The organism is Streptococcus pseudopneumoniae, assembly GCF_038148935.1.
Classification (GTDB): domain Bacteria; phylum Bacillota; class Bacilli; order Lactobacillales; family Streptococcaceae; genus Streptococcus; species Streptococcus pseudopneumoniae_U.
Map to the genome: position 1 here is coordinate 1 of NZ_JBBJZX010000041.1, position 16,366 is coordinate 16,366.

General features: G+C 39.6%; 4 protein-coding genes. 2 read left to right on the forward strand and 2 right to left on the reverse strand.

Annotated features, from left to right (window positions below; all coding sequences use genetic code 11):
- Together WKI42_RS05930 and WKI42_RS05940 are read right to left on the reverse strand one after the other, a co-directional pair.
- On the reverse strand, nt 1–11,679 hold an 11,679-nt coding region (locus tag WKI42_RS05930), incomplete at its 3' end, for a Rib/alpha-like domain-containing protein (RefSeq protein WP_368081420.1).
- A 1,351-nt stretch (nt 11,680–13,030) separates the two neighbouring features.
- On the reverse strand, nt 13,031–13,993 hold the full coding sequence (locus tag WKI42_RS05940; RefSeq protein WP_368081421.1) for an Rpn family recombination-promoting nuclease/putative transposase: 963 nt from the start codon (nt 13,991–13,993) through the stop codon (nt 13,031–13,033).
- A 198-nt stretch (nt 13,994–14,191) separates the two neighbouring features.
- Between WKI42_RS05940 and WKI42_RS05945 the strand changes: the two genes are divergently transcribed.
- Together WKI42_RS05945 and WKI42_RS05950 are read left to right on the forward strand one after the other, a co-directional pair.
- Nucleotides 14,192–15,175 (forward strand): Gfo/Idh/MocA family oxidoreductase, encoded by a 984-nt coding sequence (locus WKI42_RS05945; RefSeq protein ID WP_368081422.1) that lies wholly within the window; start codon nt 14,192–14,194, stop codon nt 15,173–15,175.
- Complete coding sequence (locus WKI42_RS05950; protein ID WP_368081423.1) at nt 15,165–16,247, forward strand: DEAD/DEAH box helicase; 1,083 nt, start codon at nt 15,165–15,167, stop codon at nt 16,245–16,247. Before WKI42_RS05945 ends, WKI42_RS05950 begins: the two co-directional genes overlap by 11 nt.
- The last annotated feature ends 119 nt before the right edge of the window (nt 16,248–16,366 follow it).

A 16,366-nucleotide genomic window follows, 5' to 3' on the forward strand; every position in this document is an offset into this window, starting at 1 on the left:
TGCCGATCTCACTTCATACGGAACGTTGATAATTTCCGTACTATTATCTGCATAAGTCACTACCACTTCGATAGTATGAGTTCCAAGAGCAGTTGGATAAGTCGTACCATCTTTTAATGTTGCTGACGCTTTATCAGCAACGGTTACAGCATCTAGCAATTCTTCATTTGTAGGGGTGCTTCCGCCAACTACTTTGCTAATTTTAGTCGTTTCAACCTCATGTTTTGGAACAGTAACAGTATAGTCACGTGCGGAGCTTTCTGCTGCTCCTTCTCCCTTAGTTGCTGTAATTTGAACCGTACGATTTGTAATTCCTAATGTTCCATTCGGAACTACAAGTTTATCTCCGACTTTCTTAACAGCAGTATCTGTAGATGCCCAGCTGTTTTCACTTGTAAGAGTGACAGTCTTCGTTCCATCATTTTCTGTAGGAATATTAAATGTAACCTTATCTGCATCTGTTGGAATAGTGAACTCATAATCACCATTCATTTTCGCCGTTGACGTCAACTCTGCTGGTTTCGGATGTTTAATAACGACTTCTGAACTGTTATCAGATTCTGTTTTATCGTTACCGGAAGTATACACAACTTTGGCGATAATTTTTCTACCTGCAGCAAGAGTTTGACCTTGAGTTAACGGAACTGAAATATTATCTTTCTTATCGTAGTTGCCTTCTTTAGCCACTACTGTCTCACCAATCTTAACAGGATCCACTGCAGAATCAGTTACATCGTAAAGTTCTACAGTTGTTCCGCTGTTCACGTTGTTGACCGTCAAGCTTGTTGCACCGGTTGTTGCACCCTCTACTGTCGGAGTTAACGGTTTGACTTCAAAAGTAACATCAAATTTTTCAGAACGATTCCAATTTATTTGACCGTTATCTCCTGCCATAAAGACTTGAATACCATCTTTATACTTACCAAGGTAATTTGCTTTTTGTTTTTCAGAAGTTCTACTATAGCTTGCATATTCTGAATAACCGTTACCAGATGTTGATTTCCAAGCAGAAGATGTCCTTGGTGAGTTAGACAAAAAGTAAGTCTGAGCATTATTAGTTGTTCCACTAAAATTCGTTCCGAAAGTAGTGATCACATATTTTGTTACAGGAACAGCATGATAAACTTTCAGGTTGATATCAATAATTTGCTCCACACTTTCTTCTGTACCATCAGCATTTGTTACACGATAAATAACTTTTACGTCACCTTTTGTATTCTCCCCACTTTCATTTGTCGCAACATTTGTACTTGGCTTATTATCCCATACTACTGTCACACCATCTGCTGGTTTGTTTACATTAGTGTTATTCTGACCTTTAAACTGCACATAATTTTCAGGCTGTGTTCCTTCAGGTAATCCTTGATTTAACAGTGTTGTAAATTTATCCTTTTTAGCTACAACTGTTGGATAAACTGTTACTGGTACACTTACTTCCGTTAGAGGGCGTGTTTGATTATTCGTTTCTGTCTTTTCAGAGATGAGCAATGTTGCAGTGCGTGTTCCTACTGTCGTAAAGTCAGGTGTTTCTTTCCAAGTAGCAGTCAAATAGTTTGGAAGTGTTGCTGCTTGTCCATTTTCTTGATAGTTCAAGAGACGCTCTGGATGATTTTTCAATTCACTAAACGCGTCATTCCCTGCAATTTGTTTGATAGATTTTCCTGTAAATGTACGATTCTCTACAACACTGTATTCTCTAGCATCACTTGTTTGACCAAAGGCTGTTTGAGTTACAGTGACTTTATTTGTCGAATAGCCCACTTTATTATTTTGTTCTGTTTGGTGTAGGTAGGTACCTTCTGGAAGATCATAAGACCAAGTTCCATTAGTAGGAATGATAGTTACTTCTGTATTATCTTGGAAATGTAATGTTACCTTAGTAGCACCATTAACAGCCGTACCTGAAATAGTACGATCAGTATCTCTCAACTTATCACCAGAGGTTGCTGTGATAGTCGGTGATTCAAGTTTAACCGTCTGATTCCCTTCTACCGTAACCATGGCTACATCTGGAAGTGTAACCAATGTCCTACCATTCTCCTCTACAACTATGTTTGTAGCTGTTGGATTTAATTTCTGAACAGCTGCTTTAACTGATTCTTTTTCAGTACTTGTTAAATCAGTAGTATTTTTAACTGGCGTTTTTTCAGGTGTTACAACTATTGGAACATTCACATCTTTTGAACTTCCATCCGTATATGTCACCTTAACAACTACCACACCACCATTATCCGGTACATCACCAACAACATCCTTAGCTTTTATATGCACTTCTTTCACAGCTGCTTTTATCTCATCTGCTGTATGAACTGCATTTTTAACATTCCTTATCAATGCTGTGACTTCGGGTTTATACTTCTCTGACTGATTCTGTTCACGAACATTACCGTTCAATCTTGCTGTCGGGATTGTATCTCCTGTATTAACACCTGCTCCTGCATGACGGTAAGTAACATCACCATTTGTTGCAACCTGTAATTCAGCAAGATTAACTGACGGATTAGCTTTCTTGACAGCTGCTTTTACAGCCTCTATTTCTGTAGAAGTCAAAGAATTTGGATTAACAACTGGCACCTTATCAATTGATGCTAATCCTGACCATGCTTCCGTTTCGTATGAGTCTACTTGACCGTTTACATTACTTTCATGACGAACTACAACTCTGTCTCCAGCACGAAACTTCTCGGAACCTGCTAATGTAACTGTGATACTTCCGTCACCTGAAATACTAATAGTACGATCATTACGACTGTTGGTATATCCGTTATCAGTTTTTATGAGTTGCATTCCGACACCACGAATACTTAAATGAAGTTTATCTCCAGTTGACACAGGAGTTTCTGGTTTGATTGTAACAGTGTTGTCACCTTCATTAAATGTTGAAGTAATATCAACTGGTTTAACTTCTAGGATAGGGACTTTCACTTCTTTTGTAGAATTATCAGAATACGTTAATTCTACAGTAACAACCTTCTTACCATTATCTTCCGTAATAGCTCCATTGTTTTTAATTACTTTTGAAGTTGGTGTCGGTTGACCTGCTGGTATCGTAATCTTACCTAATACACGATCATTTTGCGAAGTTGCTATACGCCCTTGTACAGATGCATCTTTTTCAGCTTTAACAGAAGCTGTTGTTATAGCTGGTTTTGATTTATTAGCATCAGTAGTATTTAACGGAACTTCTACTGTATCATTTGAACCATCTGGGTATGTCACACGTGCAGTTACAAACCAAGTTCCATCAGGTTTGGTCTGAACATTTGCATTCGTCATCTCAAATGTTAAGTTTGTTGTATTATTACGTACGTTAACTGTCCCTCTATCCGTTGCAAAAGTTAAAGTATCTTTAACCTTATTGAATTCGGCTGTAGTCAAGCTAGTGTTCGGCTGTGTAATGTCACGTTCAATTGTTACTGTAGATACAGACGGCGTATATTTAGCAGCTTGAGTTAATATTTTAAAGACCACACGCGTTGGATTTGAAGCGTTATTTGGGGAAATTTGTTTCAATTCATTGCCTGAAGCATCCATAGTAGAAACAAAGCGAGTAATCAAAGTCTGTCCATTGGTCCAAAGCGCACTACCATTTCTAGCATTCACTTTACCAGTAATGAAGACCTCTTGTGGTGCTGTAATCTCTAAATTATTTTGAAGATCTTGTCTATTATAGTTTAGTCCATAAGACAAATGAGCACCTATTGCATCGGCATATAGAAGAACTGTTCTTAATTTCCCAGAATCATCATTGAATGTTCCTAATCGAATAGGATTTGCTGTTATATCCTCTGTAGGTGTTACATATACAACACGATCTCCGTTACTCTCTACAGATGTATATACTGAATCAAATTCAAATGTTGGAGGTATTTTATCCCCTATTTTTGCATTTTCAGATGTAGTTGTACTATCTAAACCTTTAGCTGTGACTTTAGCTGTAACAGTAGCGCTATCTTTCACTGCACGATCCTTAATCGTTACTGTCCCTGTAGTTTCATCAATAATCACTCCATCTGCCGGCGCATTGATTAGTGTCCACCTACCATTTGTCTTCTGAGCTGTCACTGTTACTGATGCACCTGTAGACGTTGCTGTATTTGTATAGGTTATGCTTAAATCATTCGCATTCGTTTCGTTTGAATTCGTAATGACTACATCACCATTGTCTTTTGGTGTTACGACTGGCGCTGTTGGCTTTAATTCAAAGGTAATCGTTTTTTCTATATAACGACGACCATTTATCTCTGTATTATCACCAGTTTGACCAGACACCACTGTACCAATACCCTCTACTCCTGCATAATTTTGAGGGAAGTAAGCTCTGGCTTTCACTACATAGCGACCAGGATCAGTATATCTTAAGGTACGTGTTGTGGTACCAGTCGCCTCATCTACATAACGGAAAGTCATATTTTGAGGGAAATTTCCCGTATCTTGACGATTATTACCATCATTTACTGTTAAAAAGTGATTTGGATCTGGAATATTTTCCCCTTTAGTCACAGGTACCGTAATAGCATCAACATTCGGTTGCTCCGAACGTCCTGTTTCAAAGTCTAAATCAACCACCTTAACACGAAACTTCACTTCTGCCTGATTACCAGATGAAATACCATTTGTACCATCTGATACTTTTAGCGTAACTGTAGTAGTTCCTAACCGGGCATCTGTTGCTACAGTTCCTTTAATTATATGTTCAGCAGGTGTTTGTTCTGTCTTACCAGTTAACGTTAAGCTATCATTATTCGTGCCAGTCCCACCAAATGACACCCCACTTGGCAATCCATTCATGTACTGAACATTAACACGTCCTGCTATTTCATTATCAAATAAAGTCAATGGTAATTCTAACTTCGCACCACGGAATACAGTAACAACTGGAGAACTTGATTCATTAGCAGACAGTATACTTACTCTATTTCCGTCTGATTTATTAGTTAATTTAACCGTCGGAGGTGTCTCCTCGGTTACATTGAATACGACATTTTTTTCAACCCTTTCCGGTGTATAAATGGTTACATTCTTACCATCAATTTCCTTCTTAGTCGGTCCTCCTGTAGGGAATGTTGTAACAACTTTATAATCTGTATTTCGTCCTGCACTTGTTAAACGAGTCGTATTAGGTACTTCACTAGTATTCTTAGTCCACTTATATGTCGTACCATCTGGAAGATAAGTATCTGAAGGAGTGGAATTAGTTTCCCCAACTGCTCCTATAAATTCACTAGCATTTCCTAACTCTGAGTTTAATGTAGCTGTTTTAGGGCTATTTTTCACTTCAAGATCCGCAATTACGTACTTAAACTTATATGTTCTTTCATTGTTTAATGCATCTTTCACGACAACATTAGCTTCACGTTCACCTAAAGGAGCATTCTGTTCAACAGTGTTATTAGTTGATAATGTATACGTTGTACCATTATTCATATCCCCAGTTTTCGGCGCATCAGTCCCGCCTTGTTTGTTGAACCATACTCCTTTTGGAATTCCACTTGCTTTTAAGTAAGTAGTTTTTCCAGAATTATCGTTCACTTCAAAGGTTGGATTAAATCTTGCCCCTCGATAAATGACAAATCGATTATCATCTGCATTTTCTGTCAATGCGACACCATTCATTTTCACAGTCGGAGCTTCCTTATCACTCTTCTCGACCGCTACCTTGATGTCTTCTGTAGAAAGGTCTGGGTATGTAATTGTTGCCCCTACATAATAGGTACCATCAGCATCTCGCTTAATTGCACCATTTTCTTTCATAACTATTTCCAAGTCAGTTGTATCATGGGATACTTTTACATCACCTTTAGTCGTAGTAAACTGAATCTTGGACTTAATCGCAGTAAATTCATCTTGACTCACCGTCTGTCCAGCTGCAGTAATATCTTTTGCAAGAGCTTGTGTCGCTACTGTCGGTTCATATTTAGCTGCTTGTGTCAATACTTTTAAGGCAACACGAGTGGGATTTGTGATACTTGCACTGAGCTCTCTCACAAAATTATCCGAAGCATCTGTTGCGACAATATAACGAGTATACAATGCATCGCCATTACGCCAAGGTCTATTACCATTTTTCTGTGTTAATTTACCAGTAACTGTAATATCTCTTGGAGCAGTTACTTCTTGATTGTCAGTCTTAACCAAGTCATTATAAGTTAATCCAGAACCTAGCGCAAAACCTAGATTATTCTGTTCGGATAATCTCACTTCACGTAATTTACCTGAGTTATCATTCACAGTAGCTAATGTTATAGAACCATTGTCTAGGTTTTCTGTAGGGGTTATATAAGCCACACGCTCACCATTGACAACTTCTGTATATTTCTCATTGAATGTAATCGTTGGTAATACGCGCTCACCAACATTTGAAGTTGCACTTGTGGTTGTGCTATCTATATCATCAACTGTCACTAGTTTAGCTGTAACGCTAGCATTATCCTTCACTTGACGGTCTTTAATAGTGACTTTCCCAGTAGCACTATCAATAGTCACTCCATCAGAAGGCGTACCATCGCTTAATACCCAAACATTTCCCGTTTTTGTTGCCGTTAGATTCTTTTGAACATTATTTTTATCTGTGTAAGAAAAGCTCAATCGGTTAACATTTGCTTGATTTGTGGGACTTACTACCACATCACCATTAGTTTGAGCAGATACTTCTGGGGCTGTCGGTCTAACTTGAAACTCTATATCACGAGCTATATAAGTACGTCCTGTAATTTCTGAAATCTTATCTCCAGTTGCATTAGTTGGAGTTGTCGGCAATCCCTTAGTCGAAACTGTATTCGTTGGGAAGAAAGCTGCTGCCTTTACATTATATTTTCCTGGTGTTGTGAATTGTAAGTTAGTTTTAAACTCAGTTCCATTAGCACCTGTAATATAACGGAAAGTCATTCCTTGCGGAAAGATATAATCACTTCTTCGAGTTCCTTCTGTACCTGTTAGATAAGTGTTTGGATCAGCAGTATTTTTATTTAAAGTTGCTTCGGTAACAATTTTTTTGTCATTCCCACTAGATGAATACCCTTGTTCAAATGCAACATCTAGCACACGAATATTAAATTTGACTTCTTTTTTATTCCCTTGATCTACATCTCCATTAGTAGCATCAGATACTTTCAATGTAACAGTTTGTACTCCAAGGTTTGCATCAGAAGCAACTCTACCTCTCACAGTATAAGTACCAGGTGTAGTTTCGGTTTTACCACTTTCCTTAATTGTCGTAGAGGTAGTTACATTTTCATTACTATTGAACGACACACCCTTTGGAAGACCAGCTTTATAACTAATATTCACTTTTCCTGTGCTAACATTGTCATAATACTTTAATGGTAATTCAAGTGTTGCTCCACGATAGACATCGACTGTAGTAACAGAAGCATCATCAGTTAATGTAACCTCTTCATTACTTCCTTTGTTGGTTAATTTTACAGTTGGAGCTTCCATATCTGATGGAACAGTAGTCGTGCTTGCCTCACTTAATCCAGTTGTATTGGACTTTTGCTGTGCACTAACCTGCGTTCCCGAACGAGCAGCGCCAAATGGAATCGTAACTGTTGCGGTTCCATCTGTGCCATTAGTAATTCTAACATTCGAGTCCGGTTGAGCTAAACTCCAGTTTTGATTATTTTTGTTTAAAATAGTATTCTGAGTCGCTCCGTTTGCAGTCACATATGAAATAATTGCTGCATTTGCATCGTTTCTCCCGATTGTTGCAATCACATCTCCTGTTGAAGTTGTGACAAGTTCTGGTTTTGTTGCGAATGGAACAATTGGTGTTGTGGCATGGATAGATTGTGTACTAAGAGAAGATTGTACTCCCCTATATACCTCATCTGTATTCTCTCGAACAAGAGCCATTACCATTCTGACATCATCTGTCCCCAAAGACCCTTGTTTATAATTTTCTGGTCTAAAAGTAACTTTCCCGTCTTCTCTCAATAAACTCGAAGCTACAATTTGGTAATTTTGCGCAGGTCTAGTGAATTCATTCTCGTTATTCGACCCACCTTTTACTAGAAACACTTTCCATTGAAGACGATCATCACCTACTTGAGTTGTTGTATTTGCTGGATAAGTAAAACCTTGACCCTCAATAACAGGACGCTCATTTCCCGTTTTTTCTGACTTCCCTTTTAAATCATCATTTGTTGTTTTGAAATTTCCTGCCAACGGTGGCAACACAAGTGTAGCGGTTGTTGTCAATTCGTTTCCGGTTACGGTTGTTGCAGTAACTGATAAGGTGTGAAGTCCTGATATATTTTTATTGAAATTTCCACGTGCTGCAATGGTCATACTTGTGGTTCCTGTACCTTCTTTTACCCAAGTAACTCCCAGACCATCTGCACCACTTATGCGAATATCTTTAATCTTATCAGCACTCTTAGCAAGAAACTTAATTCCACTACCACCAACCTGTTGATCCAAAGGCCATTTAATAAGCTTATCGTTTTTAAAATCCCGACCATTCAGTGTTAAGCCCACTTTCAAATCTGTATTTTTAAAATCTGCTTCCGCGCTAAAATCAGTTGTTTTCGAACGTTGCTTAGCAAATACATGGGTGTTCAATGCAACTGTCCCTGCAGTCATATGAACAGTTGCAGTTCCATCACGATTATCAACGACTGTTACTGTAGAGTTAGCATTGCTATTATCTTTATTCCAATAGCTATCTTGTCCTTTGGTAAATGCGACAACCTGTTGTCTACCAGCTGCGTCTGTATATCGAACTTCCGCTTTTGTAGCTCCCTTTTGACCAATGGTTGTCGTAATACTATCATCTACATTTTTTTCAATGATTGGCTTTATTTCAAAAGGACGAGCAACTGCTGTTTTTTCATTTGACGGATCAGAAAAGACTAGATTAGTGGTATTTCCGTTTTGTGTATACGACTCACCCTTAGCTACGGTTTTAACAAGATAAGTACCTATACCAACTTCAACATCTTTGAAACGTGCACGACCGCTACTATCTGCCGCAGCTCTTTTTACTTCTTCAAGTTCTCCATTTGCCAACTTACGATAGAGAACCATTTCAACACCTTTGGTTCCATTTGTCGCCTCAACTGTCACTATCTTTCCAACAGAATCAGTGAGTTCTGTTGATAGAGATGGGGTTTTCGGTTTGACAACAAAGGTCAGTCCAATCACTTCTGATGAACCATCTCCTGTCGGACCATCAAATTTTCTTTCAAGCACATAGTTCGTCGCTCCTGGTGTATCCAGTATCTGTCTTGCACCAGAATAACCAACTAACTCTGTTCCCAATTTAAAAATTTTATAGGTCGCAGGTGCACCATTTGCTTGGTTAGCTTCCACTTTATTACCAGAATTTTTAAGATACGATGTATAATCTATCGTCTTAAAATAAGGATAATTAGTATCCCCAACTGTTATCAAGGCATCTGTATCAAAAGGTTTATCTGCCTTGACACTATATACACCAGAGACTACTTCTCCTCCATTGCCGTCTCCAAAGTTAGTAACACCTCGTTTTCCTTGACTAATAAAAAACACCCCATCTCCCAGCGTTTCTGCTGGATATTTCTCAATTAAGTCAACTTCATCATTTGTTCTAGCGTACCATTGGTTAATCAATTGACGAGTAGAACCCTCGACACGCTTAAGTCCACTAGCAAAAGTTAAAGAACGTAAATCACGTGAACCGTTCGTTTCAAAAGTAATCTCATAAGAACGATCATCTCCACGTTCCAACTGGAAAGTATATACATCTTTGACATCTGCCATAATACGAGAGAATTTCTCATTTGAGTACTTTTGAATATTGGGGTCAGTTTCAATAACTCTATCACGATAGTAAAATCCTCTGTCTGTCAAGTGCGCTGCACCATGAGTTGCTTGTCGCGCAATACCTTCTAAGGTACCTACATCAAATTGCTGTGCTGCAGTTGTCCCAACTACTGATATTCTTGCATTAGTATTCTCTTTCGTACCTTTTTGAACATCTTGAAGTCCAGCACCTCTAAAAGGTGAGTCCTGAGGAAGATTTCTAAAAGCATTTGACAATGCGTTCTTCAACTCATCTTCTCCCGGAGCAACAGATGGTCGTTCTATCAAAGAACCACCATTTTTATCAAAGGTTTGAACCGCTACAGATCCACTCTTTAAAGTTTGCCCTTGTGGCAATGTAAAGTAAAATTTATTTACCCCCAGAGTCTTGTGTTCTCCATTAACAACAATCTTCCAACGTAAGCCTGTATCAGTTCGCTTTACATCTATATGGAAATTTTTATAAGCCTCTGAAATTTGTCCCCCTTCATAGTACGGGGTACCTACTCCACCTTTTGAGTAGAATACATAGCTATACTTAGGATAGGGAGAACCATTCTGACCATTTTCAAAGAAGTAACCTGTTTTATTATTATACGCAGCCGTCTCTATATGAGCCGCTCTATCCTGCCCAGCCGCACGTGCACTACGTGTTTGTGCTCCTGCTGGCATCGAGCGGAAACCTGACCATCCTGTAGCGTTGGTGCGCGGTTGGATGGTGACATTATTTTCACTTGGAGTTGCAGACTCTGCTGAATTTGCGGTTCCTGTGACCTCTCCTGCATTGGCTTCATTTCCAAGAAGAACTCCTTCAATCAGTTCACGGGATCTTTTTAGACCTACTAGGGCAGCGTCAAAATCTTCTTGACTGATAGTGTCGCCTTTAGAGAAGGCTTCATTGAACTTATCAGCGGCTGCCTTAGCTGCTTGGATTTTATCTTCCGATGCATTGTTAGCTCGGAGTTGATTAGTGATAAACTCTAACTCTTTTTTTAGGTCATAAACACCATTTTTACCTTCTGTGTTGGTGTAGGTTGGGAGTTCCTGTGGAGTCGTTTGAGAGTTGGCCTCAGAAGCACTTGTGTTTCCTCCAGCAGATGGAGCGTCTTGGTTTGCGGCTGGTGCTGACGCGCTCAAGCCTCCTCCTCTACGACGTTTCCCTCCGCTTGCTTGCGTAGCCGCAGCTCCGTCTGGAGTAGCGAGTCCGGTAGAGGTCAGACCTGTAGATGCCAAACCTGCCTTTTCCAAGATTGTTGGAGTTTCTAGGCTAGGTGTCAAGGCTTGATTGACACGGCTGATTAGGGCTTCCATCGCTCTTGTTTGCTTGTCAACTTGCTCTTGTGTCGCTTTAGGGTTGCTCAAAACTGCATTAGCTGCTGCTAGACCCGCTTCCACTTCATCGTGAAGCGCCTTCATAGAGTCTAGGGTCAGATTTGCCAACAAAGCTTGCAGATTGCTTTGGGTTGATTTGGCTGCCTCTGTATTAGCGGTAGCAGTCGGCTGTTCTTGCTCTTTTACTTCTCCTGCTTGAGGAGTTTCTTGAGCATGCTCTGACTGGCTAGAGTTAGACTCAGCTCCTGCTTGCCCTTGTTCAGCTTCTCCAGCTGGCGCCCCTTGTGCTTTTAGCTCATCGGCTGGTTTGAGTTCAGCTGGCTGGCCAGTTGAAACCTTGTTCGAGTCTCCCTCATCCGAGCTTTCTGGATCACCATCTGCATTACCATCAGAACCTGCCGTAACGACATCACTTGCTGTAACTGAAGATACAACAGGAGCCTGAGCAGCTACTCCATTGGCAAAGAACATCAATGCCGCAACCGCGACACTGGCAGCACCAAAGTGATATTTTCGAATCGAATATCGGAAAACCTTTTCTTTGTTATATTTTCCAAAGTCCATGAAATCTTTCTCCTTTTTTGTAAGTTGTTTTGAAAACAAAAATAGCCTTATCATCCTCAAACTTACATGATATTAAATAGTCTTTATAGAACTATTTAACCCACTGCACCCATTGTACAGTCTAGTAATAATTATACCATACCCCCCCCCGAATTTACCATCTAATCATCCAAAAATCTTGATTTTTAGCTGATTTTTTATCATATTCTTATTATATTGATTATAGGTATGCGCTTTTTTGATTTATCACCTATAAAGTCATAGCTTTTCTATATTTTTATTTATGAAAATTTTAGTATAATGATAATTATAATTGGCTGATTTTTAGTGACATGAATATATTAAATTGATTTTAGAAACCAAGTGTGGATCCAGATTTTAGTTTGAAAAACCCTCCCTATTTTTGGATTGGAAGAGCTTATCATCATTTTCTGACAAATTGCGAAGACTGACACGAGACTTGTTCGATAAGCATTTGCAGCAAGATTAGCTGATTAGAAATTGCCTTGTTCAGCTTTTATTTCATCTCACTATCCCCTATTCCTAGAGCCACAATCTCCCTATTCCTTCCTTTGACGATTCTCATCTCCAAAAGCACCCCTATCCCCAGACCGCTTTCAGCCCTTACCTCATGATAATCAAGCTTGGAAATATAATAGATTGAAATAGAATATGGACAAATTGATAAGGGGATTTTAAAGCAATTTCTAACAATGCTTTAGAAACTATGATGTGCTATTCTAAATTCAACTCACTATAAAAAGCAACTAAAACAAAATGAAACAAGAATCGAACAAATCGGTCTTGGAATTTAAATCAATTTATAACAATATTTTAAAAGCCCCTTGTACTATCTTAGCTTACATTCACTATATTTGTTCTAAATCCATTGATTATCATTCTACTCTTATCCGCAATCTAAGATTAGTATTTTGAGCTATCCCACATAAGTCTCCTGGCTTGCTTTTTGATTTTTGTTTATAGGATATTGAATTTGGAATAGTTCACTACTACTTCTAAAACATTGATAGAAATTTATTTGACTTTTCTGATTGATTTTTCCAGTTCTTATTTCATTTAGCTATAGTATGCGTTAACCGATAGCGGATACCTACGGAGAGCTTGCCACTCAGATGCACGACCTGCCCATCATACAAAAAAACAGACTCCATCCCACAAAGAGATAAAATCTGTTACTATTTTCTACACAATATTTCCTAATTTTTAGTCCAGCAGTTGGTCTGCATGGCTGATGGCTCGCTCGGGTTGCTGGGTAAAGGGCTTATTCCCGAAAAACTCCAACCATGGCTTGCGAACCTCATCTTTGCTGGTTTCTCTGTATTTTTATGTCTTATTTATGATAGTCTTTCAGCAACTCTTCAAACTCCGCTACTAACATACCCAACTGCTGACTGGCAACCTCAGAAGCCAGAAGACCTTGGCGAACCATATCTAGGAAGGCAAAAAGTTTTCCACGCTCTAGACCTTGTTCAATCCCTTCAGCTCGTCCACGTTCAATCCCCTCTGCACGACCGCGTTCAAGACCACGCTCTAACCCTTTTTCTTCAGCTTGTTCCAAGGCATAGTCCTGCGCTAACAAGGCTTGTTCTTCTCTCATACGTAGTTGACTAAACATTTTCCTGTCCTCCTCGGACCAGCTCTTGTAATCCAGCAGTTGATCTGCTTGGCTAATAGCTCGCTCAGGTTGTTGGGTAAAGGGCTTGTTCCCGAAAAACTCTAACCAGGGCTTGCGAACCTCGTCTTTGCTGGTTTCTCTGTATTTTTTAAGTTCCAAGAATGCCATCTTGACTAGATGGTTTTCTTGGCCATTATTTGTGATGGTTAAGGCTTCACCTGTCGTGTCCTCTCGCATACTAAAGCTATGAAAAGCCAAGTCATCTGAGAAGTAGTTGCTATCCACAATTGCGATAGCATATACTGGTGCTATGTGTTTGTAGCTCTGGTGGGTATCACCTTCACGCTGACGAATTTTTTCAAGATTTTGATTGACCTGACTGCATAGGTAAGCCCACAGGCGATTGATGAAAAAATTCTGATGATGAACCTGAATTTCGATAATAACCTGCGTGCCATTGTCTAGTTCAGCTAAAACGTCTATACTGGTATAGAAATCCTGGGCCGAGTAGGGCAGGGAAGGCAAGACGTGAATATTGCTTCCCTCTAAAATAGTTACATTTTTAGCTGGCAAGTCCAGCATATCGCGAATAAATTGACAAGTAATTTCTGGATTGCTAAATATTTTCTTAGCAACTAAATCGTTAGTTGGGCTGATGCCCGGATGTCTTAGAATCATCCTTCTCCTCCTTCTATTATAGCACATTTTTTAATCTAGGTTTGCTAGATTATCTGCTTCTATCTATTTATTCGTAAAAGAAAGCTTTTCTTCAGAAGAAAGCTAATCGCTTATTTGAAATTTTTTCTCCTCTGTTGGATAGTCTCGTCCATCTATGTTATAATGAAAGAAGGATTTAAAATCGGAAAAGGAGTATCTATGCTTAAATTAGGTGTCATCGGAACAGGTGCTATCAGCCATCACTTCATAGAAGCAGCCCATGCTAGTGGAAAATACCAGCTGGTCGCAGTCTATTCTAGGAAACTTGAAACCGCAGCAACCTTTGCTTCTCACTATCAGGACATCCAACTCTTTGATCAAGTAGAAGACTTCCTCCAGTCTTCCTTTGATGTGGTCTATATTGCCAGTCCAAACTCCTTGCATTTTGCTCAGGCAAAAGCTGCCTTGTCTACAGGTAAACATGTCATTCTTGAAAAGCCAGCTGTCACTCAGCCACAAGAATGGCTAGATTTAAGACATACAGCTGAGAAAAATCACTGTTTTATATTCGAAGCAGCTCGTAATTACCATGAAAAAGCTTTCACTATCATCAAAAACTTTTTAGCAGACAAACAAATTTTGGGAGCAGATTTCAACTATGCCAAGTATTCTTCAAAAATGCCTAACTTGTTGGCTGGGGAGACACCAAATGTCTTTTCAGACCGTTTTGCTGGTGGAGCTCTTATGGATTTGGGGATTTATCCTCTCTACGCTGCCGTTCGCCTCTTTGGAAAAGCTCAGGACGCAACCTATCAGGCTCAACAGCTTGACAATAGCATTGACCTAAACGGAGATGGAATCCTCTTCTACACTGACTTTCAGGTTCACATCAAGGCTGGGAAAAACATCACTTCCAATCTTCCTTGCGAGATTTATACGACAGATGGTAGCTTGACCCTCAACACAATCGAACATGTCAGCTCAGCTATTTTTACCGACCACCAAGGCAATCAAGTCCAACTCCCTATCCAACAGGCTCCTCATACAATGACTGAGGAAGTCGCTGCATTTGCACACATGATCCAGCAACCAGATCTGAATCTCTACCAAACTTGGCTGGAAGATGCAAGTTCAGTTCATGAGCTACTATATACTATGCGCCAGACTGCTGGCATTAGATTTGAGGCAGAAAATGAAAACTAAACTACCGACCGAGTGGCAAGAACTGAGCGACCAACTCGGTTTCCAAGAATTCACTCCCATTCAAACTCAACTATTTGAGCCCCTTCTTGCTGGAGAAAATCTTCTAGGAGTAAGCCCAACAGGAACAGGCAAGACCCTAGCTTACCTTCTACCAAGTCTTCTCAGACTACAAAAGAAAAAAGCCCAACAACTCTTGATTCTAGCACCAAATACAGAACTTGCTGGACAGATTTTTGATGTATGTAAAACGTGGGCAGAAGCTATCGGTTTGACTCCCCAACTCTTCCTGTCAGGTTCGAGCCAGAAACGCCAGATTGAACGCCTAAAAAAAGGACCAGAAATTCTGATTGGAACCCCTGGCCGTATCTTTGAACTCATTAAACTGAAAAAAATCAAGATGATGAATGTGAAAACCATCATCTTGGATGAATTTGACCAATTACTAGATGATTCTCAGATTCACTTTGTTGAGAAAATCACTCACTACGCACCGCGTGATCACCAACTTGTCTATATGAGTGCTACGACCAAGTTTGACCAAGAAAAGATTGTGCCGAATATACGGACTATTGATCTCTCTGATCAAAAACTGGATAATATCCAGCATTTCTACATGCAGGTAGACCAACGTCACCGCGTTGATATGCTACGAAAACTGGCTCATGTGGAGGATTTCCGCGGTCTTGTCTTCTTTAACAGCCTATCAGACCTTGGAAGTGCAGATGAAAAACTACAGTATCGGGATATATTAGCTGTTTCCCTCGCTAGTGATGTCAATGTTAAATTTAGAAAAGTCATCTTAGAAAAGTTTAAAGATAAGCAACTAACCCTGCTTCTTACAACAGACCTTCTGGCACGTGGAATTGATATCGATAGCCTAGAATGTGTCGTAAACTTTGATATTCCTAGAGATAGCGAAACCTACACACACCGTGCTGGTCGTACTGGCCGTATGGGCAAGGAAGGTTATGTTATCACTCTCGTCACTCATCCAGAAGAACTTAAAAAACTAAAGAAATTTGCGAGCGTACGTGAAATTGTCTTAAAAAATCAAGAACTCTACATCAAATAAAGCCCCCTTTGCTCTATACACATCCAGTGTATGGAGCTTTTTCTGTAAGCAATTCAATTTTATACTCTTCGAAAATCTCTTCAAACCACGTCAGCTTCGCCTTGTCGTATGTATGGTTA

Bases quoted from the DNA above. Each gene is read 5' to 3' on its own strand.
- WKI42_RS05950 (WP_368081423.1), top strand. From the start codon at position 15,165: ATGAAAACTAAACTACCGACCGAGTGGCAAGAACTGAGCGACCAACTC.
- WKI42_RS05940 (WP_368081421.1), bottom strand. From the start codon at position 13,993: ATGATTCTAAGACATCCGGGCATCAGCCCAACTAACGATTTAGTTGCT.
- WKI42_RS05945 (WP_368081422.1), top strand. From the start codon at position 14,192: ATGCTTAAATTAGGTGTCATCGGAACAGGTGCTATCAGCCATCACTTC.